This is a genomic window from uncultured Vagococcus sp., assembly GCF_963518325.1.
Lineage (GTDB): Bacteria > Bacillota > Bacilli > Lactobacillales > Vagococcaceae > Vagococcus_D.
The window spans coordinates 122531-146188 of record NZ_CAUQJB010000009.1 but is presented as its reverse complement, the minus strand read 5'-3'; the positions used below and the strand labels follow the sequence as shown (position 1 = coordinate 146188).

The 23658-nt window shown below is 40.3% G+C and carries 19 protein-coding genes; 7 read left to right on the top strand and 12 right to left on the bottom strand.

The window, feature by feature from the left end; all coding sequences use genetic code 11:
- Window positions 1-195: 195 nt before the first annotated feature.
- The 9 genes from RWN13_RS10015 to RWN13_RS09975 all read right to left on the bottom strand — a co-directional run bounded on the left by RWN13_RS10015 (window position 196) and on the right by RWN13_RS09975 (window position 11163).
- Window positions 196-357 carry a DUF6429 family protein gene (locus tag RWN13_RS10015; RefSeq protein WP_314062911.1) on the bottom strand — a complete coding sequence of 54 codons (162 nt, stop codon included), beginning with the start codon at window positions 355-357 and terminating at the stop codon, window positions 196-198.
- A 191-nt stretch (window positions 358-548) separates the two neighbouring features.
- Window positions 549-2768: an AraC family transcriptional regulator gene (locus RWN13_RS10010; protein ID WP_314062910.1), complete on the bottom strand. Its 2220-nt coding sequence runs from the start codon at window positions 2766-2768 to the stop codon at window positions 549-551.
- 39 nt (window positions 2769-2807) lie between these two features.
- On the bottom strand, window positions 2808-5918 hold the full coding sequence (locus tag RWN13_RS10005; protein ID WP_314062907.1) for an alpha-mannosidase: 3111 nt from the start codon (window positions 5916-5918) through the stop codon (window positions 2808-2810).
- Between the two features lie 6 nt (window positions 5919-5924).
- Window positions 5925-6755, bottom strand: a complete 831-nt coding sequence (locus RWN13_RS10000) for a carbohydrate ABC transporter permease (protein WP_314062906.1) — start codon at window positions 6753-6755, stop codon at window positions 5925-5927.
- Between the two features lie 9 nt (window positions 6756-6764).
- The gene (locus RWN13_RS09995; protein WP_314062904.1) at window positions 6765-7655 is read right to left on the bottom strand and encodes a sugar ABC transporter permease; all 891 of its coding nucleotides are present in this window, start codon (window positions 7653-7655) and stop codon (window positions 6765-6767) included.
- A gap of 97 nt (window positions 7656-7752) precedes the next feature.
- Window positions 7753-9114, bottom strand: a complete 1362-nt coding sequence (locus RWN13_RS09990) for an extracellular solute-binding protein (RefSeq protein ID WP_314062900.1) — start codon at window positions 9112-9114, stop codon at window positions 7753-7755.
- A gap of 251 nt (window positions 9115-9365) precedes the next feature.
- Entirely contained in the window at window positions 9366-9890 is a 525-nt protein-coding gene (locus tag RWN13_RS09985) for a hypothetical protein (RefSeq protein ID WP_314062897.1), read from the bottom strand.
- A gap of 181 nt (window positions 9891-10071) precedes the next feature.
- Window positions 10072-10845 carry an HAD family hydrolase gene (locus tag RWN13_RS09980; RefSeq protein ID WP_314062893.1) on the bottom strand — a complete coding sequence of 258 codons (774 nt, stop codon included), beginning with the start codon at window positions 10843-10845 and terminating at the stop codon, window positions 10072-10074.
- Between the two features lie 39 nt (window positions 10846-10884).
- Window positions 10885-11163 carry a hypothetical protein gene (locus RWN13_RS09975; protein ID WP_314062890.1) on the bottom strand — a complete coding sequence of 93 codons (279 nt, stop codon included), beginning with the start codon at window positions 11161-11163 and terminating at the stop codon, window positions 10885-10887.
- A gap of 421 nt (window positions 11164-11584) precedes the next feature.
- On the opposite strand from RWN13_RS09975, the gene RWN13_RS09970 reads away from it, so the two are divergent.
- From RWN13_RS09970 to RWN13_RS09940, 7 genes are read left to right on the top strand one after another with little or no spacing between them, the layout of a single operon-like run.
- Complete coding sequence (locus RWN13_RS09970; protein WP_314062888.1) at window positions 11585-12772, top strand: hypothetical protein; 1188 nt, start codon at window positions 11585-11587, stop codon at window positions 12770-12772.
- Between the two features lie 38 nt (window positions 12773-12810).
- Window positions 12811-14328 carry a hypothetical protein gene (locus tag RWN13_RS09965; RefSeq protein ID WP_314062886.1) on the top strand — a complete coding sequence of 506 codons (1518 nt, stop codon included), beginning with the start codon at window positions 12811-12813 and terminating at the stop codon, window positions 14326-14328.
- Window positions 14318-15877 carry a hypothetical protein gene (locus RWN13_RS09960; protein WP_314062884.1) on the top strand — a complete coding sequence of 520 codons (1560 nt, stop codon included), beginning with the start codon at window positions 14318-14320 and terminating at the stop codon, window positions 15875-15877. The genes RWN13_RS09965 and RWN13_RS09960 overlap by 11 nt, the downstream gene beginning before the upstream one ends.
- A gap of 4 nt (window positions 15878-15881) precedes the next feature.
- A complete protein-coding gene (locus RWN13_RS09955; RefSeq protein WP_314062882.1) occupies window positions 15882-17135 on the top strand; it encodes a glycosyltransferase in 1254 nt (417 codons plus the stop codon).
- A gap of 43 nt (window positions 17136-17178) precedes the next feature.
- Window positions 17179-19260 (top strand): cellulose biosynthesis cyclic di-GMP-binding regulatory protein BcsB, encoded by a 2082-nt coding sequence (locus RWN13_RS09950; RefSeq protein WP_314062879.1) that lies wholly within the window; start codon window positions 17179-17181, stop codon window positions 19258-19260.
- A 1-nt stretch (window position 19261) separates the two neighbouring features.
- Window positions 19262-20113, top strand: coding sequence for a GGDEF domain-containing protein (locus RWN13_RS09945; RefSeq protein ID WP_314062876.1), 852 nt, complete (start codon window positions 19262-19264; stop codon window positions 20111-20113).
- Window positions 20114-20131: 18 nt separating this feature from the next.
- Window positions 20132-20575, top strand: coding sequence for a hypothetical protein (locus tag RWN13_RS09940; protein ID WP_314062873.1), 444 nt, complete (start codon window positions 20132-20134; stop codon window positions 20573-20575).
- Between the two features lie 505 nt (window positions 20576-21080).
- Here RWN13_RS09940 and RWN13_RS09935 read toward each other — a convergent pair.
- The 3 genes from RWN13_RS09935 to RWN13_RS09925 form a co-directional block, all read right to left on the bottom strand.
- Window positions 21081-22310: an MFS transporter gene (locus RWN13_RS09935; protein WP_314062870.1), complete on the bottom strand. Its 1230-nt coding sequence runs from the start codon at window positions 22308-22310 to the stop codon at window positions 21081-21083.
- Between the two features lie 131 nt (window positions 22311-22441).
- Window positions 22442-22909, bottom strand: a complete 468-nt coding sequence (locus RWN13_RS09930) for a MarR family transcriptional regulator (protein ID WP_314062868.1) — start codon at window positions 22907-22909, stop codon at window positions 22442-22444.
- Between the two features lie 156 nt (window positions 22910-23065).
- Window positions 23066-23542, bottom strand: a complete 477-nt coding sequence (locus RWN13_RS09925; protein WP_314062865.1) for a glutathione peroxidase — start codon at window positions 23540-23542, stop codon at window positions 23066-23068.
- Between the last annotated feature and the right edge of the window lie 116 nt (window positions 23543-23658).

The following is a 23658-nucleotide window of genomic DNA, read 5'->3' as shown; positions in this document are numbered from 1 at the left end:
ATTTTATCTCTAAAGAAGAAAACGATAGGAATATCTTCGTTTTTCAGCAGCTTCACTAATCTTAGTTGGCTTTCAGATCAATCTTCTTAGACATTCTTGATATTTACTCCTTGATCCCTGATAACAAACCGTCCCATTCAGCTTTTGCTTTCCCAACTTTCTAAGAAGGCCCCCCAGTAACTTTAGAGACTGGCCTTAGTCAATCTTTAACCCGTACTTTTCAAACAAGGCTTTTACCTCTTCTATCTCTTGAGGGTAAAAATAGACTGACTTTTTGCGACCCGTCCCATCGACTAAACCTTTTTCTAACAGCAAGTTCACTACCGAAAAATCATCCCCTTTCCAGCTTCGGGTCACTTGAAAGCCCCCAGTTTCCTCCTACCTACTGTTTAAATACAATAACATGAGTGTTAACTCTTGATTAAGCTGTTCTCTATCCATCTTTATCACCTCTCCCCCTTTAGTTGTTCCTGACCTTTCTTACATTAAGTGTGGCACAAAAAAGCGCGAATATTAAGACACAATAGCCGCACTTTTCTGATTTAATTTTAACAATCTCGCATAAACTGGCCTGGTGATTGTCCTTCAAACTGCTTGAAGATCCGGATAAAGGTATTAACGTTATTACAGCCGACCATCTCCGAGACCTCGTTGACCTTATATTTTCCTGTGGACAATAATTCTTTAGCTTTATCAACTTTTAAGGCGTTAATATAGTTTTTAAAGCTAGTGCCTGTGGCTTCCTTGATCACTCGACTCACATAGGACTCAGATAAGTTAAAGCGGGTGGCAATGTCTGTCAAAGAAATATCCCCTTGATAATTTTCTTGCAAGTATTCCACAATCCGTTCCGGTGTGGTTTTATCAGCCCCCTCATTGACTGCCTTGACCTCTTGAATCACGCGCGTAAAGATATGAACAAAAGCATCTTCCAACACAAAGGGATCATTACTAGTAATCTTCTCAAATAATAAATAATGGGCATTGGAAAATTCCAAAAAGGACTTGTTGACATAATTCAAACTACGCTTAATTGTATTAATGAGAGCATACTTAAATTCAATCACACTATGAATATTCATCTGTCGTTTAGTAAAATTCTCGTGAGTCAAATCCACTATATACTTAATGCCTTCCCCGTATTGTTTGGTCTTTAAGGTATTCAGGAACAATTGCTCCGACTCCAAACTGTAATTGTAATCCTCACGATTGTTAATGGCAGGGCTTTTAGTCGAAATGATTTTGGTTTCAACAAAGGAATATTTGACCTCCAATAAACTTAAGGCCTCGTTATAAGCATGTGGCAATCTGGATATATCGGCAATTGGATTGGCAATCGTAAAGGTAATATCCACCGCATTTTCCTTCTCAATCAGGTTCTTCAGGGCTTCCAAGACCTGAGTCACCTCACGAATATTTTTCTCCAAAAAGAATAAACAGAAACGGCGATAATCAATCGCCACTGGCATAAAGAGTTGACTATTAGTGGAAGCCTGATAGGTTTGAATAATCCGCTTGCGTAAAGTCAGCACATTAAACTCACTTAAGTTTGCCTCTAGCTCCGAGACACCTTCTAATGACAAGACCACCAACGTTCCTCCATTAGCATAAGCTTCTAATTGAAGTTCCATCATTTTAGTTGTCATATTGTCCGTGGCGCCAAAAATAACATCTTTTAAGAAATCTTCCTGCATGGCGTAGAGCGATTTAGAATACTCCAATTCAAGCTCCTGATTGGCAGCATTAATTCGTTTAATGTTTTCCAAAATAAAATCCAATTCATTTTGATCGGACAATAAATCTTTATTTTTTAGTTCCGGATGGTCATCAAAGTTTTGTAAAATCTGCTTAATCGGCAGATAGTTTTTTCGACTGGTAAAAAAAACAATACCCACGCCCATAATGACTAATGATGACAGCATCCAGATCAAACTACTGACGGATTCCTTGGTTAAGGCTGCCATCTTCGTATTGGGAACGCTGTAATAATAAGTCATAGAGGGAATCACTCCCGATCGTCTCATAAAAAACGTTTGGCTAGCTATTTTTTCCACGGAGACTTGTCCCTTATTATCCGCGCCTTTAGGCAGTCCCAGATTTAATTCTTTCGGTTGACCGATTTCAAATAAACGGCTATCCTGATTACCAAAAACAAACATCCCTGTATTGTTAGGCAAACTATCTGGCAGGACTACCCCATTATCAAAGACAATAAAATAATAAATGCTTTTTTGAGTCCCTTCTTGTGTTTGTTTGATGATCATAATTGATTTATCCTGTCCTGCAATATACTCGTATGTCGAATTGGTTTTATTAGACAAAATATTTTTTATGCGATATAACTCTTTCTCCAAATCCAAGTGTTTGATGTAATCATCAAAGAGAAAGTACCCGTCAGGTGATACAATATAGCCATTAATGTCTTTGGCCACCCCAATGTTAAACCCTAATTGGCTAATAGAAAAAAGATTGTTAACTAAATCGTCATACAGAGTGGAAAAAGAGGCAAATTCATTATCCTCTTCACGTAAATACTGATCGATACTTTCTTTCTCTGATAAAAAGTTAATGTAGGTAAACAATACCTCAAGACGATTGTCGATGGACAGACTGGTCTTTTCTAAAAACTGCTCGTTCAAACTTTTGTTTTGATAATTTAGCCGCTCATAATGCTTGGCGATGGTTGTCCACATCACTAACCCACTGTATAAAAAAACAACAACAGAGAAGGTTAAAAATGTTCTAAACAGCAAATTCCTCTTAAACATTTCGCCACCCTCTCTATTGTTACCTCTTCTCAAGACTGATTAATGAAAAATAAAGGTTTTGATTTCATAAGGCTTTAAGGTAAAACTGATCTCTTGATCGGTCATCTCAAATCCACCCCTATCTTCCATTAAATTACATTCTGACCAACTGGAATAGTAAAAGTTTGGCCGCAACTTGACTTGACGGGTGTCCCCTGTATGTTCATGAAGCCGCAAAACAATGCCTTGACCTGATTCGGCGACTTTGATAGCATCAATTATAACACATTGATTACTTATAATAACAAATTCAGAATCGATTTTTCCAGCACCTGGTAAAACCGATAATGGATTATTTAGCTGCCAGGCTTCTTCCACGGTCTGCCCCTCAATAAAATCACCAGCATGAGGCAGCAAACTGTAAGTAAAGCTGTGATGTCCCACATCTGCCAATGGATCCGGATAAATACCACCTTTTAACAAGGACAAGGTCATGGTCTGTTCTTTAACCGAGTGGCCGTACTTAGAGTCGTTTAATAAACTCACGCCATAACTTCGCTCGGAGAAATCAATCCACTGATGTGCCACACTTTCAAATCGCGCCGAGTCCCAGCTAGTATTCCAGTGTGTCGGTCGCTTAACACTGCCATACTGAATGTCATAAGTCGCTTCGGTATTGCGAACCGCCACATCAAAATGAGTTTTCAATAATTGTTGGCGTTCCTTCCAATCCACCTCTGTTTTGAAATCAATCCGTCGTGACTCCCGGTAAACCGTCATATATTGACTAATTGTTGACTGACCAAATTCATAAGTAAAACAAACAGTCCCTAAAAAGCCATTATTGGCAGTGACTTGAATACTGGAGGCATCTAAAAGGCGGCTCTTTTCCTTATAAAAGATGTCGATATCCCAAGCATCGTAATCAATTGGTTTGTCCTCATAAAGTTTCAGATAGTTTCCGAAACCCTCTTCCTTTAGAACCTCTCGTTGATTAAGTTTATCGTAAATACTGCTTAACTGGCCCGTTGCCTGCCACTTGATTAAGTAATTGGTCGTTTCAAGCTGGTTGGCAACTAAATCAATCTCAGCCGTTTCTTCCAAATTTTCCTGTGGTTGACTGGCTTTAAAATGAATTTGCTGACTACTGATAGGACCAACCATTGGAACTCCAACTAAGTACCCTTTGGCTGTTTTTTCAGCCAGTAACCGCTGTCCATCTTCCCCTACAAAGTGTCCTTCCCCCTCCACTGCCACTTGGATCAATTCCTTGCGAGGCCAACTAGCCGTGTTATAAACAGTCCAAGTTGCCATTTCCGGCTCATGACTTAAGTTGATAATAGCCTCCTCAATCTTATCAGCAATTTTCAGTGCCACTTCGTATTCACGCTTATTATCCTGATAGACTTCTTCAATTGAGGACCCAGGAATGATGTCGTGGAATTGATTGCGTAAAATAATCGTCCACCCTTGGTCAAACCAACTCTTAAGGGATTCATACTCCTCTTTATCAACTAGTAAAGAGACCAAAATTTCCAATTCACGGTAGCGCAGTTCCAACAGACGATTCATCTTTTTAACGTATGCTTGAGACGTATAAGTTCCTCGATGATACTCCAAATAAAGCTCCCCGTCCCACTTATGTACATACCCTTCTGTCTCCTCAATGGTTTGATGCAGGTTTTGAAAGAACTCATCAGCTCGGCCTGTTTCAAGTTTAGGCAAGCCAGGAATTTTATTGATCCGCCGGCGTTTTTCAAGCATCTCCCGGTTAACCCCACCGCCGCCATCACCAAATCCATAGGACAGCAATAAGTTGTCGTTAATCTCTTTATCGCGATAAGTATCATAAATCCCTTTGACAGTGGCTGGCTCAATCATCCCATTATAGGTATAACGCCAGTCAGAGCCAGTCTCTTCGGAAATCTCTGGAGTGGTGACAAAATGAGTTAAGATTTCACTGCCATCTATTCCCTTCCAAATAAAGGTATCATGTGGCATCCGATTAAATTGATTCCAGCTAATTTTAGTCGTCATAAAGGTTTTTATGCCACTCTTTTTTAAGATTTGAGGCAAGGCCCATGAATAACCAAAGACATCTGGCAGCCATAAGTATTCCGTTTGTTTATTGAACTCCTTTTTAATAAATTGAGACCCATACAGAAATTGTCGGACGAAAGACTCACCAGAAGGAATGTTGCAATCTGCTTCTAACCACATGCCCCCATCAATTTCCCAGCGACCTTCCGCCACCCGCTCCTTAATTTGAGCATAAATCTCGGGATAATCTTCCTTAATATACGCATAAAGCTGAGGCTGAGTTTGCAGAAAAACATAATCTGGGTACTGTTCCATCAAACGCAACACCGTTGAAAAAGAACGGCTGGCTTTTTCTCGTGTATGCTTCAAACGCCAGAGCCATGCCACATCGATGTGAGTATGGCCAATCGCCGTTACTTTAACCTCCGTGTTTTTCGGTAAAACGTCAATCCGCTGTTGTAAGACTTTATTCCCCCGAACTAATGAGTCATAAAAAGTCTGACTTCCTGGCTGAGACCAGTCGATAGTTGCTAGAGCTTCCGCCACAGTTTTAACTAAAGTCACTCGGGTTGGGTCATTCTCATCCAGCAATTCAATGGTTTTGACCAAGACATCAAGGGTGTAATAGAAATCATCAACGGCAACATCCAGTATTGCCATATCTCCACATAAAAACCGATGCTCTTGAATGGTTTTTGGACCGCCACCTTCTAAACCCGACCACAGTTTTAAGCTTAGCTGCAAGGTCTGGCCAGCCATTTCAGGTGGTAAAAACACTTCCTGATGATTGGAATCCACCCCTTGATAAGGTTCATTGTTAATAAACAATAAGGATTCAAAACCTGAATTATGGCCACCGCCTGTTTTACCAAAATCAAATAATAACACCAAAGACTCACTATCTGTCGGCACAACAAATTCTGTGCTAATCCACAAATAATAATCACGGCCTTCCCACCGGTCGCTGACCTTAAAGGGTTTTTCTTCAGCTTGAACACGATCTGATGGGTACTTATCTTGTTTCGTTAAATCCTCTACCACTTGCCACTCCCCTATCGGCATCCGCTGACGGTAGCGATAAGGGGCTAATTCCGCCACTCGGGCTTGAAACTTGCGCATTTCTATACTCATCTCATTCTATCCTTTCGTTGCTCCGCCTAAACTAAATCCTTTAGACATAAAATTTTGTGACAAGGCATATAAGGCGACGACGGGTACCGTATAAATTACCGAGAAAGCGGCTAAACGACCGTAGTTAACCATGCCAAAATTACCGAAAAACTGAAAAATAGTAACCGATGCCGGCATTTTATCCGGCGATTGAATCAAAATATAAGGCACAAAGAAATTCCCCCAGCTACCAGAAAACGTAAAAATAGCAACCGTAAAGATCCCTGGTATGATTAAAGGTGCAACAATTTTATAGACACCCTGCCATGAAGAGGCGCCATCAACCCAGGCACTTTCTTCTAATTCGATAGGTACCGAATCCATAAAGTTCTTCATCATCCATATACCATAAGGCAAGGAAGAAGCCGTTAGGAAGAACGTCACCGCAATAATTGAGTCCTGAAATTTCAGGTAAAGAAACAACTGATAAACAGGTACCATCACCGCCGTCATTGGTAATGACGTCAGAAATAAAATCGTCATCATAAAACTTTTTTTGAATTTCAGCTGATAACGTGACAGTGGGTAAGCAGCTAAGACCGACAGCCCTACAACGAGAATCGCTTGTGTCCCTGACATCCCTAAGCCGATAAAGAACGATCGAATAATCGACGGATCAGTTAATATGGACGTGAAATTGGCCAAGGTCAATTTATCTGGTACTTTCAAGGACTGAATCGCCCCAGTATCAACAGATGCAAAAATCATCCACAACAAGGGAAGGAGGAACAGCAACGCTAAGATACTTAAAATGATGTAATGAATCCATTTTTCAATTTTGTGACTCTTTTTCACCATGTTCCTCACCTATACTTTCACTTTTAATGTTTTCATATATAAGAGACTGGCGCCTGCACCTATCACCAGTAACACCAGAGATATGGCCGTGCCATAGCCTAATTGATAACTAACAAAGGCTTGTTTGTACATAAAGACTGGCAAGGTTGATGTTGTTGAGCCTGGTCCCCCACCAGTCATGGTATAAATAAGGGTGAAGACTCCTAAAGTTTGCAAGGTTACTAGCATCACATTGGTGGCAATCGTACCCCGAACCATGGGAATCGTAATATGACGTACCACTTCCCAGCGCGTTGCCCCATCCATAAAAGCCGCTTCTTCAACCTCTTTAGGGATATCATCTAAGGCAGATTGGAAAACCATCATAGAAAAGGCTGTTCCCCGCCAAATATTGGCGATAACCACACTAATCATTGGAAAGGTAAAGAGCCAAGCTACAGGTTCCATATTGAATAACCCCACCAGAGAATTCGCTGTCCCACTATCACCTAGAAATGCTACCCAACAAAAGGAAACCACCACTTCTGGCGTCACCCAAGCAGCAATAATAATCAAGCCAACCACTTTACGGAAATGCTTATTCTTTTCCTTCATTAGGAAGGCGATTAAAAAACCGAAGAAGCACTGCCCTAACACGGCTGAAAAAAGGACAAAAACAATCGTGTTCCAGACACTGATCCGAAACTCTGGATCTTGGAACATTCTAGCAAAGTTTTCAAAGCCAATAAAATGTAAATTACTAGCATCTGCCCCCGTTAGAGAGAGATTCGTAAAAGAAAATAGCACCGTTAAAACCATTGGACTGATAAAGAAGATTAACAATAAAATTAGTGATGGCGAAAGAAATAACAACGATTTCTTCGCATTTGATAACTGATTTTTCACAACCATTCCATCCATTTTTTCCACCTACTTAAAAGTTTAGCAAAGGAAAAAGTTTCCTTTGCTAACTAGTTTTTATAAAATTAAAAGATATTACGCAAAGAGAAAAACTTGTTTATTCCTTAACATTTTCTTTGCCGACGATGCGGGTTACGTTGTCTGCGTATTGTTTGGCTGCTTCTTTAGGCGTTTTACTACCACTGGCTACCGCTTCCACCATGTTTTGAATTTCAGTTGATACGTTTGGATACTTATCGTTGGCCGGACGGAAATACGCGTTTTCCAATAATTCCGTTGCTTCTGCCATAAAAGGGACTTCTTTGTATGCTGGCACTTCTGCTGCATCGCCACGAACCGTTAAGTTCCCTTGAGCCAAGGCCCGGTCTGCTTGCTCGTCTTTTGTTCCTAATGCTTGGATAACACGCCAGGACTCCTCATGATTTTTACTTTTCTTAGGAATCGACCATGACCAACCGCCTGCCATCGTCGTTGTGCCTGGTGCCTCACCATTTTGTGTTGGCATTGCTGCAAAACCAAAACGTTCTGTTGCGTTGTCAATTGGCACAACACCATCACTCTTATAGTTACCGATGTTCCAAATACCATCTAAAATAATCGCTGCTTCGTCATTTGGGAATTTTTCCTGGAATAAGACGGAGCCATAGTTACTGTTCATCGCCACTGATAATGATGGCCCCACTTTTTCTTTGTTGTAAACATCGTCTACAAAGGTTAGAGAATCTTCAATACCAGCTGTATTGACGTTCCATTTTTTCGTATCGGCATCAAATAACGTGTCTTTTGTGCCGTACAACAGCATTTCAAACGTTTGCATCGAAACTGATTCACCGTTGGCTTTAGCCACACTCATTGAAAATGGGATAACTTTTGGCGCTTTTTCTTTGACTATTTTAGCAGCATCCATGATTTCTTCCCAATTTTTGGGTTGCCAGTCAACTGGTAAGCCTACTTCTTTAAAGACGTTTTTGTTGTACCACAACCCACGAGAATCCGTTACCCCTGGAATAGCATACAATACGCCATCTTCACCAGTTGAGCCGGCTTTTAGGTTTTCCGTGTACTCTGGCCACTCAGACCAGTCTTTCACTTTGTCATCTAATGGAAGCAAGTAGCCAGCATTCGCATCTGAATTTAACATAAAGGTATCTTCTGCTACCACATCTGGTGCCGTACTTTCCGACTGCATCGACAAGGCCACTTTTGAAAAGTAATCACCCTCACTGGCTGTAATAGGCGATAAAACTAATTTAATATCATCGTTTTCCTTTTCAAATTTTTCAGCAAAGTTTTCTAAATACGTACGAAGGGTATCGACTTCACCGGTGTCCCGCCAAGTTACTTTAATTTCTGTTTTTCCTGACTCTTTCGTCGCTTCTTTTTCTTTGTCACCACAAGCTGCTAAAGTCGTTAATAATACTGTGCCAAACACTAATCCTAATAGTAGTTTCTTTTTCATATCTCTTCCCCCTTAATAGGTTATGTCACATAAATTTGTCATCGCTTTCATTTCGGCCGAAATACCTTGCGCTTAACTACCCTCATATTACCGAAAAGAAAGGCTGATGAATATCCGTATTATTCATGATAATCCCCATTACAGCAACGAATGACAAAAAAACGATATAAGGTCAAATTATCGATATAGCTCGATCAAAGGGGTAGACATCAAAAAAACCAACATTAGCTAAGCCAAATGTTGGTTAATAATTATCTTACTTCTTTAATGTATTTATGGACGGTCCCCACTGACACACCACATTTTTGTGAGATTTCACGAATTGAGCGCTTCTCAACTTTGTACAAATACTGAATTTGTTTGATGGTTCGTCCCTCAATAACCGGTCGACCAAAGGTTTTACCTTTTGCTTGAGCTTGCATTTTAGATTTTTCATAACGGCGTTGCATCGTACGTTTTTCACTTGAAGCCAATTCCACAATCAACTCAAAATATAAGTCATCTGCTATCCGTTCTGTCAAGCGTTGATCCACAAAACTAATCATCCCACCATTTGCTTTCACTACTTCTAAAACTGGATAAAACTGAATTAATTGCAAGTTCAAATCATCCAAACTATGCATCATTAAGTGAAACTCATCGCCTTTCTTAACAAACTCCATTAAATTGGCAATTTGCGATAAGCCTTCTGTCGGTTTAAATTGAAAGTCAGAGTTCCCCTTCATCGCTTTTTTATTTTCCACTTGTTGGACGCATCCTAAAATCTTTTTCCCCATTATTGAATTCCCCATTCATATAGTATTTTCCAAACAACTTTCATTTAGTCGCTCTTTTTATAACTCTACTATACGATAAAAAAAACAAGGAGTAATCCCGATTTCTGCCGAACTCACGGAAAAAAGGACTCTAAGATAACAATATCTGTCAGAGACCTTCCACAAGCGAAAATGACGTCCTTTAAACGAGGCCCATTTTTCTTAATGACACATAAATGCCATCTTCATCATGGCTAGTTGTCACTTCATCTGCACAAGCTTGAACTGCTGGACTGGCATTACCCATGGCCACACCATGTCCTACTAGACTAAGCATTTCCCGGTCGTTCTCACCATCACCAAAGGCAATCGTGTCTTCTAGAGAAATCCCTAATTTATTAGCCAAGATTGGAATAGTCTTCGCTTTAGAACCACCTAACGGAATGACGTCAACGCCCACATCATGCCAACGGACAAAATCAAACTCCGTAAATTCCTCATAAATATGTTCCTGATCCAACCCATGAAACGTTAAAGCTTGATAAACATCTTCCTGCTGGTAAAAATCTGCCTGATACTCAGGAGCACCCGATCCAAAACTCGTCATGGCTGACACCAGCTTTTCACCGACTACTTCATTATGACGACGCATGCCGTATAGACCTTGAAAAATCAAATCCAACTGTGCCTGATCGGCAATCTTGACTAACCGCTCCAAGCCGTCTTTTGTCAAAGGTTGACTGTGAACTAGCTGATGATTCATAAATGCCGCTGATCCGTTGCAGCAAATATAATGATCAAAGCCCACCGCTTTGACGACATCTTTTGCTAAATCATAATTACGTCCCGTAGCGATGGCCAAGTGATGACCTGCCTCTTTTAGGACTTCAATACTTCTAAAGGTGCTGACGGCTATTTCCTTTTGAGAATTCAACAAGGTGCCATCAATATCAAATACAATTAACTTTCGATTCATTTACCTACACTCCACTTCAAGAATTTGTTCTACTACTCATTATACCAGAGTTTGTATCATCAAGTTTTCTGCAATTGCGCCAATCGTTCCCATATCGACAATGCTGTAAGTTTCATTTTGATACCGAAATACTAAACGGCGAATACTGCCATTTACCTGCCAGTGAACCTCTTCTAGTGCACAGATAGGTATCTGCCGCCGAAGTTCTTTTATCCTTCGATCAGGGGTGTCAATTATCAAGATCTGCCCCTCACAATACATCGTCACATAATAATAATCCATGCCAATATTATCTGTCATCTCTATGATTAAATTCATATTAACAACCGCCTTTCTCTGTTGATTTCAGTATAATCTCTGATATGGGTTTCAGGTCAAGGAGAACTTTTAAATACCAATCCTGTCAATTCTTGAGGTGAGAATTAGACTTTTTTTAAACTTAGCTTATTTAGTCTTTTATCTATCCTCCCCCTTTGCAAATTAGGCACCTTTAAACAAAATTTTAACCAACAAATACTCTTAAAGATTTTCTCCCTCACATCCTCATTGAAAATAAAATACTGATAGACCTTGTTATATCAGCATTAATGACGCTAATCTCCCTTGCCTAGCAATCACCGCCACTTATAATAACGTCCTACCCTAAAAACCCTCTCCCTTACTTATTAAGACTATTTATACTATAATATGAGGATAAACAAGACTTATCCTTTAAAATCATAATAAAGTGGGAACCATCATGAAAAAAACATCTAAAGCCCTAGCCCTCTTGTTACTTTTAATGTTTGCCGCTGTTCTTTTTTTCTCAGTCCTTCACGTTAGCAACAAAAATGAAGAGACACCTGTCAGTTTACCAGTTCCCGATGATTATGAGACTGAAAAGACCTCTCCCAGCCAACAGCCTCCATTGGAAGTCAACCAAGGGAATCCTAAAATCGAACGCTTGTTGGACTTTATCAAAAATAAGATGACCAATCAGTATGGGGTTTTCACTAACTATCAAGGGACGAAAGAAGACCGGGAAATGGCTACAGGTCATGAAGTCCTTAGCGAATCTGCTGGCTTTATGATGGCATTTGCCGTCAGTGCTCAAATGGAAGGCCTTTTCAAAACAGAAGTCAGTAAAATGCAACGGACCTTTGACACTGGCAAGCTTTTTAGTTATCGCTATTCCCCCTTAAAGGAAAAAATTTATCCCGTCAATGCCACCGTTGATGATTTGCGGATTATTCGCGTCCTTGATCATGCCGCCGATGTTTTTGAAGATCCCTCTTGGCGCAATTTGTCTCAAACCTACGCCAAACGTTTTAGTCAGACTAACTTAATCGACGACCATCTCATTGATTTTTACGATGGCGACTTAGGCATTAAGAGTCAACAGATCACCCTTTGTTACATTGACTTAACTGCGTTATCATTACTGCCTTTAAGCGAAAAGAGCTTGAATAAGTTATTGAAAACGCAAGAAACTATTTTGACAGAAGGCTATTTATCTGATGAATTCCCCTTGTATCAAACACGGTACAACTATGACAGCAAACAGTACCAAGATTCTCAACAGATCAATATTGTGGAATCCCTTATTAGCGTATTGCATCTAGTTCGTCAAGATAAACAGCGGCCTGAATCAATTGCCTACTTGAAAAGTCAAACCGCCAAAGGCAAGCTTTACAACGGATACGGCCCGAAAGGCCAAATATTGGACGACAATCAATCGACGGCGTCCTATGCCTTGTCGGCAATTATTGCTGCTCGTCTAGGTGATTTGGACTTTTATGAGACAGCTATCAAGCACATGGAAAAATTTCAAGTGCTTGATCAGCAGTCACCCTTTTACGGTGCCTTTGGTAATGCTGGCACTCAGGAGTTTTATTCATTCGACAATTTACTTGCGTTACTTGCTTATCAAGCGAATCCAACTACATAGGGATTTTAATAAGCTTACTCATCAAGGAGGTGCCCCGAGTGACATCAATCAAGCATCAAATGAAACAAATCGCTATTAACACTGAACAAGTGATCAAAACCTACTTGTCGCCAGCCTGGTTAAGCGTCATCTTAATCGGGCTGATTACCAGTTGGGTTCTATTTGTTTTGCCCGCTAATGGCATCGCTAATAACGGAGATTTTAATAAGTGGTTCGAAGCAGCTGGCCTCTATCCCTTACAGGGATTTACAGAAGATGGCAGTAGTTATTTCACTCGCCAATACGGTATACTCCAATACTATAACCCTGGTAGCTCTCGGTGGCTCTCATCCCAGTCTGCCTTTTTAGCTATTGCTCTTTTTTTCAATAAACTCTTCTATAGTCAGGTCATCTTTGACATGCGCTTTTTAGGTGGTCTATATCTTCTTTATTATCTAGGAGCGATTTACCTTCTGACCAGTAGCATCACTGGCAAAGGTCGACGACGCAGTGATTACCTATTGGCCTTACTGGTGGTCTTCATTTTAGGAGACACCAGCTATACCTTGTATTTTCACTCCTTTTACGTTTTGGCACTAGTCTTGATTACCACCGTTTACTTATTCGCCTTATCGATTGCTTTTTATCGACGTTTATACCCCACCAAGCTGATGATCACTTTATTTTTAGTGAATGCCTTTTTACTGATTACCCTTCATCAACAGTTTTTATACATGGTACTATTTTTATTAGCCTGGCTAATTTTAACTACCCTTACCAGTCGTCTTTTCAGTACTAAAATGTTCGCCTTATTCGGCACTTTCACGATTATTTTAGGTGCTAGCATCACCTTTTCATTTATTAATTTAGGTAACCGAAATTATCAACACTTCCAAGCTTTTTCTCAAGGGCTTATGAAAGGAACTGTTGATGAGACTGACCTGGAACATCAACAATTAAACAGCCAATATGCTCTTTTAGCCGGTGAGGATTATTTCGCAGACTATTTACCTTTAGACATCGACGGCAATGAAATCTTCACTGACTTTTACCAGCCTCTTGACCAATTTTGGCTCCTAAGATATTACTTGAAACACCCTGCTGACCTAGTCAGCTTAATGAAAACTGCCATGCCACAAGTCTCTCAAGTTCAAGATCCCAATCTGGGAAATCATGAAAAAAGTCAGGGACAACCTGCTGGGACTAAAAACCACTTTTTTAACGGCTATCAAACCTTGAGACAGGCCTATTTCCCAAAAACCTTTGGCTTCTATCTGGTTTTTAGTCTGATTATCTTGATTCTGTATGTGCCATTAATTGTCAAATCATGGCAACAGCGAAACCGTTGGCGAATGTTACCAGGGATTTTCATTTTATCTTTTTTGATCATGACTTATCTTAATTATCTGACTGCCATCATTAACTATGGGGTTGTAGGCGTCACTTTACGACTGTTTATCATCCCCTTAATTTTTGATTTAATCTTGATTTTCACTTTGGCCGAGCTCCTTCACCACGCTCTCTGGCGCCCGGTGGACCCATTAATAAAGGATAGAGGAGGTCACAATGAACAATAAAGAACCTTGGTTAGTAGGGCTGATTTTCTTTTTACTAGCTCTCACCCACCCCCTAATTGCTCAAGCTGGGACAATTACCGAAATCCAGCCTCGAGATCGCCTGCTACTGGTTTATGACAGTTTGGATAACGAACAAAAAGGTGATGAAATGATTAATTTGATGCAAAGCTTACTGACTAGTTTGCAAGTCAGTGTAACCACTCTTTCGATCGACGACTATCAAGCCGGTCAATTGACTGATTACACTGGTTTAATCGAAATCATTAACCAGCCGGATTTACCAATTGAAAACCAAACCTTTCTTACTGAACGGGACGCTTATCAAAAGAAACGCCTCCACATTGGCCAAAAACTGCCGGAACCCTGGCGCCAAGTTTTAGGGTCACCGCTTAAACGACTTTATGGCGATAGCGCCAGCTTAGACAGCCTGACTTTTCAAGCCAGCGAGAATCTGTCACAAACCTTCACAGTTGATGTTCTAACTGAGGATCAGCACAGTAAAAATTATGGTAGTCTGAACTACGACAATGAATTAGGTCGCTATCCTTATGGCAGCCTACAAAACGGCGTGGCTTATCTGCCTTTTTGGCAAACAACAGGATTGCCATACCTAATTGGCAACCGCTTGGTCTGTGAGTGGCTAGCCATCAATCAAGTAGTCAGACAATACCCTTTACTCGTTTTTGATGACTTTACTCCCGTTTCAAATTTTAAGATTTTAAAAAAATTACAAAAAGAACTCCAAGCTGCCGGCTTGCCCTTTGCCTTAAGCGCCACGGGTATTTGGGATAATCTCGAAACAAAAGCTGCGAATAATTATTTGGAAATTTTAACAGAGGTTTCTACGCAAAATAGTAGTTTATTTTTACAAACACCCTTTGCTCAAAGTCCTAATTCGACCGATCCTAGAGCATTACAACGTGATATGGCCACAAGCCTGACCTTTTTTTTAGAAAACAAAGTATACCCTGTTGGAATCGCCACGCCTGCTTACTGGAACCAAGATGCTGATTATCAGGAACAGGCACTAGGTTATTCCGATACCACGATTTTATTGCCTAACCGAAACCGTCAGAGTCGCCTAAAGACCACGACCAATCAGTTATATCAAACAGCCTATGTGGGATTTGATCCAGATAGTTTTAGCAATATCGATTTGTGGGGTGTCAGTGAAAAAGCCTTTTTCTCACCGACAGCCATTGTCATTCCCTTTCCGGAAACAGAAGAGCGCTTAGAAAGAATTTTACAAGGTTTAACCAAAACCTCTTATCTCTTTGAGAATACCCTCTATACCGATCATAAGGTTGTGACCATCAACCATACCATGGAAGTCAAGAATCAACAGTTCTATCTAGATGGCCAACGCAAGTGGATTGAAACAGCCATTCCCTTTGAAGCTAAGGCAGTGGCTGAACCCGAAACTAGCTTAACGGGCTTCTTCGCTACACAAAATAAAATTTTAACGGTCTTTATAACAGGAACTTTAATTGTATTGGGAATATTCCTAATCATTAGTTTCGTTTTATACAGACGGAAATACGGGAGATGATGACATGACTTTAGCCGATTATTTACTGTTAATCGCCACATTATCCATTTGGAGTTTACTGTTGATCAATGTCATCTTAATTATTGCCGGCTATCTCTATTACATGAAAATTGAAGGCGCGCCTCCACCGGAAATTAACGGTGAGACGCCCTTTGTCAGCATTATGGTTCCGGCTCATAATGAAGGTATCGTAATCATCAAAACAGTGGAAGCCCTACTACGGTTGAACTACCCTCACGACTGTTATGAAATCATCGTCATTAACGATAATTCCTCTGACAACAGCGCTCAGCTGTTAGCAGGGCTTCAGTTAAAACACCCGGAACGGCTCTTAAGGATTATTAACACTGATGCCATCACTGGTGGTAAAGGAAAGTCTAATGCTTTAAACTTAGGCTTCAAAGACGCAAAAGGTGACTTAATTGCCATCTATGATGCCGATAACACACCTGAGAGAAATGCTTTGCGCTATCTAGTAGCTGAACTGACTCATGACCCTTCACTAGGAGCTGTTGTGGGTAAGTTCCGCACTCGCAATCGCGATGCCACCTTATTGACCCGCTTTATTAATATTGAGACTCTTTCCTTTCAGTGGATGGCTCAAGCTGGTCGGTGGCAACTCTTTAAACTCTGCACCATCCCTGGTACTAATTTTATCTTGCGTCGCTCAATTATTGAAGCGATTGGTGGTTGGGACGTTAAAGCTTTGGCCGAAGACACTGAAATCAGCTTTCGGATTTATACCATGGGCTATCGCATCAAGTTTCAACCAAAGGCAGTGACTTGGGAACAAGAACCTCAAACTATGAGTGTCTGGTTCCGGCAACGAACTCGTTGGGTTAAAGGCAATGTCTACGTAATAATCAAAAATTTGCCTTTGCTATTCGATCCGAAAGCCCGCAAAATTCGTTTTGATTTACTTTACTTTCTAGCCATTTATTTTCTATTATTGACTTCTTTAGTCGTCTCAGATACCATTTTAATTTTAAATATTTTTGGTTACATCCATACGACATTGGCTGGCTTTAGCGGCCTACTATGGTTATTGGCAATCGTCCTGTTTATCGTTGGGACCTTTATTACCATCACCACGGAAAAAGGCGAAATGAGTCTAGAAAATCTTGGCATTATCGCCTTAATGTACGTCACTTACGCCCAGATGTGGATGGTCGTGGCCGCTTACGGCCTAGTAATGTACGTCCGCGAAACCGTCCTTAAGCGGGAAGCCAAGTGGTATAAAACCGAACGCTTCAAATAGTTGACAGTCGTTCGAAAAAGTTCACATAATTGGAGGAGACACCATGATTCGTTTTAACTATTGGCTCAGTATTCTGGCTTTGTTTTTGGTCTTAAGTATCCCAACCATTGCCTCAGCTGAAGACGAGCCCTTAATATCACAACAAACCTTTATTACCGAGTTTCAACAAGCCGATCAATCCTTGACTGGTCCAATTTCTAGCCAAACAGTTTATTTCCAAGTCTTAGATTATTGGAATGTCGATCAGGCACAAATCAACTTAGACTATCAAGTCTCACAATTAACTAAGCGTGAGCGGTCCAACTTAACCTTTGTTATCAATGGTGCCAAGTTTCATTCCTTTGAACTAACGGCCTCAGAAAACGATAAGCAACACGTCAAGCTAACCATTCCAAAAGAATTACTTAAAACCGGAGTCAATACTCTCCTTATACAAGGCAGCGTCAGCACGATTGATGATGAAGATGTTTGTCGTATTACCACGACGCCTGCCGACTGGCTCCACCTGTTTAAAAGCTCTAATGTAGGGATTCTATACCGCAATCAAGAACTAACGGACAGCATTAAAGACTTTCACAAACGATTTAGCGGCATCGATTCAATTGCCCATCGTCAAGTTGCTGTTTTAGTTGCCGGTAAAGCCGAACCCTCAGAGTTGGAAAGTGCCACATACGTTTTATCAAGTTACGCTAAAATTGAAAATAAAGACGACGAGGCCATTCCCGTCGCCCAATTAACTGATGAAGAATTTAATCAAGTGCCTTATCAAATCATCATCGGTCTTTACGATAATCTGCCAGCTGATTTGCAAAAGGAAGTGGCTGAAAAAGAATTAGGAAATGATGCTCAGCTTAAACTGATTAATAAGGACCAACAGCATATTCTGTTAGTCACTGCCAAAAGCGGGGAGGCTCTGATTAAAGGCAGCCGTTTTATTGCCAATTCACAATTGATGTCAGAAGTCGCTCAAAGCGAAAAAACAGTTGGTCAAGATACACTGACAGATACCCCTGCCATTGAATCTGAGAAGCTTTTCCACTTAAATGACCAAGGTGAAAAATTAGTGGGGCCCTTCCATCAGGAAAAGCAATTTTTTGTTTCTTTGCCCTCTAATCGTTCGATCGCTTCTAATAGTGAGATCTACTTGAAATTCCGTTATTCAGAAAACTTGGACTTTAACCGCTCCCTAGTCACTCTCAGCATCAATGGCATTCCCATTGGCAGTCAAAAATTGACTCTGGATAAAGCTGGTGACGATGAGCTGATCATTACCGTGCCAAAAGATCTCGAGGTAGCAGGAGACTTTACTTTGACCGTCGCTTTTGAATTAGAAATTCAGGACTTGCCCTGTACACCCCGTCAGGATCAAATGCCCTGGGCATATATTGCACCAGAATCTGCCATGACAATTCACACAAAAGATCGCCAAGATTTAGTGTTTGCCAACTATCCTTATCCCTTCCTGAGAGAAGGGAGCTATAACCAAGTAGCGGTCCTTTTGCCTGAGAAAGTAGACCAAAATATTTACCGCTCGATTACCGCTTTGTTTAACCTACTAGGACGTTACGCTCAAGATAACACAGGGGATGTAATCTTTGTCAATGCTGGTACTACGGTTCCCGACAATACACTTAAAGCCAATAATTTAATTGTTCTTGGCAGCTATCAGGATAATACAGTCGTGAAGGACTTGAACACCAAACTATTCTTCCGCTATGACGACAAAGGTGAACGACTAGTATCCAACGAAAAAATCAGTATTGAAAGTCAATACGGCACCGAGATTGGTTCTGGTCAATTAATCTTTTCACCTTACGAAGAAGGCAAAGGTATCCTTGTTTTAACTGGTGCCACTAGTCGTGGTGTCTATCTCAGTGCACAAAAACTGTCCAGCCAAGAAAAGATCAGCCAGCACCCGGAAGATGGCTTTATTGTCGATAAAGACGGTACTGTCAACAGTTTCCGCTTTAAAAAAGAACTGGCAAAAGAGTCTGACTCAACCTCAGCTAAACTCGCTAATAACTCCTTATTAGTTACCTATCTCGGAGTGTTAATCTTTGTGGCTGGATCCTTGATTGCAGGCTTAACCTTTATTGTGACGAAACACAGAAAGAAGGATGCCTAATATGAAAAAGAATACCCAGTTATTATCAGATTTATCTCTTTTAGGCTTTTTGCTAGTTACTTTTATAATTGTTGTCTTTGTTGGTCTAACTAGTGATCATCTCATGCAAAATGTCATCCTGATGAATCTGGCATTAATCTTAGCATTAGTGACTTACTTTACTAATATCACCACTGGTTTAATCTTAAATTTAGTTTACATCTTTATTCAAGGTAGCTATGCTCTCTATCAACTTTTAGCAAAAACAGAGCAGATATTTATCTTGCCAACTTATTTTTGGCTCGTTATGACACCGATTCTTTCTGCTTTGGTCTTTGCCTTAACCTATCACATGCATCAGTTGCAGAAAGAAAACGCCCTGCTGCAGGCTCAATCTTTGAAACTTGGCATCATTGACGCCAAAAGTAAATTGCGGAATTTAACCGCCTTTAACGATGACGCCCAAGTCTTTATGGACGCAGCTCGCCGCTTGGGATTAGATAATTATTTAATCGTCTTTCAGATGAAATTCTGGAAAGAAGTTGAAAAAATGCTCTCAGATGAAGAAAAACAAGAAGTCATCCGACTCACTGTCGATGCCATCAATACTAGTCGAGGGGATTCTGGGATTATTTACATTCTGGACGAAGTCGAAATGACTTTTGGAGTGCTAATTTTTAAAGAAGAGGCATTGATTGAGGAATTGATCAATAACTTCCGCAGAATTTATAGCATCAGCACTCAAGAGTTTTCAACTCTACACCGAATTCAACTGGAAATAAAAATTGCTTACGCCCATTACGATTCTGAAGCTATGCCAACTCCTTATACCTATTTACGAGCTGCCATTAAAGAACTAGAATACGATGTTTAAATAGGAGGACAACATCCAATGAAACCATTCATTGCCCTAATAGCCGTTATCACCCTTTTTCTAAGTGGGTGTGGCAAGCAAGGGGAACCAACCAAAACAACCAAAACAGCTGATTCTGCTGTTTTGGCTTATGAAGAAGACATCAAAGACCTCACAGAACTTTCAGTGACTGCATTTCAGAACAAACTGAAAGAACCAGAGTCATTTCTGATCTATCTAGGTAAACCCACATGTAAATACTGCCAAGCTTTTGTGCCAAAACTAACAGCCAGTCTCAAAAAAAATCCCCAGACCATTTATTATTTTGATGTGACTGAAGCAGATACCGAGCCAGCCACTAAAGAACTGATGGCCTCATTGGATCTGGAATATGTCCCCGCCCTCTTGCGAATCTCTGAATCGGGAAAACAAATTGAATCTTTCGATAAGAAAGCAGATTTAGCAACCTTTTTAAAAGGGTAATATCACCTTAAACGCATTGAAGTCTGGGACATCAGTCACAGGCTCCAATGCTTTTACCCATTCGTCTTTACCACTAACATATCCCTAAAGGCTATCATCAAAAAGTTTGACTAAGGACATTTTTAATTGACCGTATTGATGTGCCTCAGAAAGACGTTGGCCTAAATATAGTGGGGTCGCCCTTTCCCTTCACATAAAATCGCCGTTCAGAAATACCATTTTACCCAAATGATTCATAGCCTAATTTTCTCATAACCTCTTCATACACTTCTAACCTCACGCAATCACGAATAACTGAGACACCTCCTAGGTAATTCGCTGTAATGCCTATGTAATATCACTGATGTAAATTATCTCCTGATCCTCCTTTAAGTAAAAGGCATTCCTTGTGAAAGCGTTCTGGCCAGTTTACCTCATATGGAACTACTTTGATGTCTATTTTAAGCACCTCACTTACTAATTCTATCTCTCAACGTCAGTAAGCACTCCACAATCAAAAACCGCTTTAACTACTCCCTATTTGTGTTCGGAATAAGACCAACACCCCTCCGCCAATCAACACCACCCCCATTACAGCTGGTGCTGAATGTCCAAGGGAAACATAAAGTTGGCCTCCGACTATAGGGCCAATCATTCTAGCTAAGGCTTGAATTGATTGACTCCCTCCTTGAACCCTTCCTTGTTCACTGGCATCTATCGATTTTGATAACATGCCGTTAAAAGACGGACCAAAAATCGAATCACCAAAACCGAAGATAAACATACCGACAATTAGGAAAGGATAATAAGACACTAGAGCTGACGCAGCAATTAAGACATACCCCATTATCTCTGAAAGCATTCCTAGCATCGCAATCTGTTTATCAGTCATTTTTACTAATAATCGAGGCATCACAAAGCCTTGAGACAAGATATCTTGAACACCCATAATTGAGAACATCAAACCAATCACAGCTGGTTTCCAGTTAAAGGTATCGATGGTGAATTGAGAAAATACCGCTTGTAAGGAACTATTGGGAATCCACATTAGAAAGGCTGAAATCAAGAGCCACTTTAAATTTTTCATGGACAAAATATGTAACAGCTGAGTCAATGGATTCAACCTGAACAGAGGAATCTCCTTTAGGCGATTGACCTTCGCTAAACTCTCAGGCATAAAAAAGTAACCATAAAGAACATTTAGAAGCGTGATGATTGCGCCAAAAAAAAGTGGCACAGAATAACCAAAATGTGCCAATAAACCACCAAGTGTTGGTCCGATGGCACTGCCAATCCCAACGACAGCACTCATCCAGCCAAAATACTTGGTTCGTTCTTCCCGCGGAATAATATCAGCAAAATAAGCAAAGATTGTGCTGATGCTCCCTCCAGTGATGCCTTCAATGATACGACCAAGAAACAGGACCCACAAGGCACCACCCAAACCAAAAATAAAATAGCCAATAGCCGACCCCAATAAACAAAGTAACAGTACGGGCCGGCGACCATATCTGTCGCTCAATGCTCCTAGCCCAGGGGCAACGAAAAAAACACAGACAGCATACACTGAGGTTAGTAAGGTGACTACAATTGCTTGATTAGCAGGATTACTAATATAAGGTGCTACTAAAAAAGGCACCACCGGCATGATGATACTAAAGCCAATTCCACATAAAAAGACAGATATTAATCCAAAGATGAGGGCGTGTTTATCAATTGGTTCCGTTGATTGTGTCGTTGTTTGATCTGTAGACATATAATAACTCCTTTATCGTTAATATTGTTTCCTTGTAAACAATATAATAACTCTTTTTTGTTTCTTAGTCAACAAAAAAACGAACTGACCTCAAAAGTCTGCTCGTCTCTTAATTAATTCATCCTATAGGTTTAGTCACGTTCTAGTGCCAGCTTCTCAATTTCCCTATCTAAATGCTGGCTATAGCCATTGACAAATTGAAGTAAGGCCTCTATTTGCTCATCAGATACTTGGTCAAAAATGATCTTATCACGTTCTCTGAATTCTTGATGCAACTCTTCATGGATATTAAAGACCTCTCGCCCTTTCTCTGTTAATTTAAAATAAATTTCTTTTTTATTATCCACCTTCTGATAGCTCTCAATTAGGCCTTTTTTGATTAACTTTTTGGTCAGCTTACTAATAGCTCCTCGAGTCATGTAAAAAGCCTCCGCTAATTTAGTCACATTGGAATCCGCATTTTTTTCAATATACTCAATACAGTGAACTTCAGTCGATTGATACCCTTTTAGGCTGTCTTCCATTTTCAGTTTATTAATCCAAGCCATCTTATTGTACAGATGTCTGACATCCATCATTACCTGATCTTCTTTGTTCATGCCTGTCCTCCTATGTTCCTACTTACCCATATTATACTGATTGATTGTTTCCTTTTCAACAATAAAAAATACTTATGGGCATTAGGTCAGTATAAAGTGTCTTGCTCATAAAAAAAAGAGCTATCGCCTAATTAAGCAACAACTCCTATAATACTCTTAATTTGCCAAAAGCGACTCTATATCGGCAATCATTTTCTTCGGACTGTCTTTTGGCGCATAACGCTTCACAACATTTCCTTCTTGATCAATTAAAAACTTGGTAAAATTCCATTTGATTTTACTCCCCAAAACACCGGTGGTATTGTCCACTAAATAAGTGAAAATCGGATTCGCATCCTCCCCGCTTAATTTTGAGATAGCATGCATCGGAAAGGTCACGCCATAAGTCATTCGACAAGCTTCACCGGCTTCTTCGCTAGTGCTTAGCTCTTGTTTAAATTGATTGGAAGGAAATCCTAAAATTTCCAATCCTTGATCATGGTAAGTTTCGTAAATCTTTTCCAACTCTTCAAACTGAGGAGCCAAACCACACTTGGTGGCTGTATTAACTACGATTAAGATTTGTCCTTTGTATTTATCTAAGGTATATGTGTCACCGTTTTCTAAGGTTGCTGTATAGTCATAAATTGTCATCTCGATTGTCCTCCTTCAATTGTTTGCCTAGCAGAATAGCTCTACCTATTATTATACGCTAGACCGTGATAAATCGTGAGGATTAAGACTTGAGTAAATACTTCACTCAACCAAGA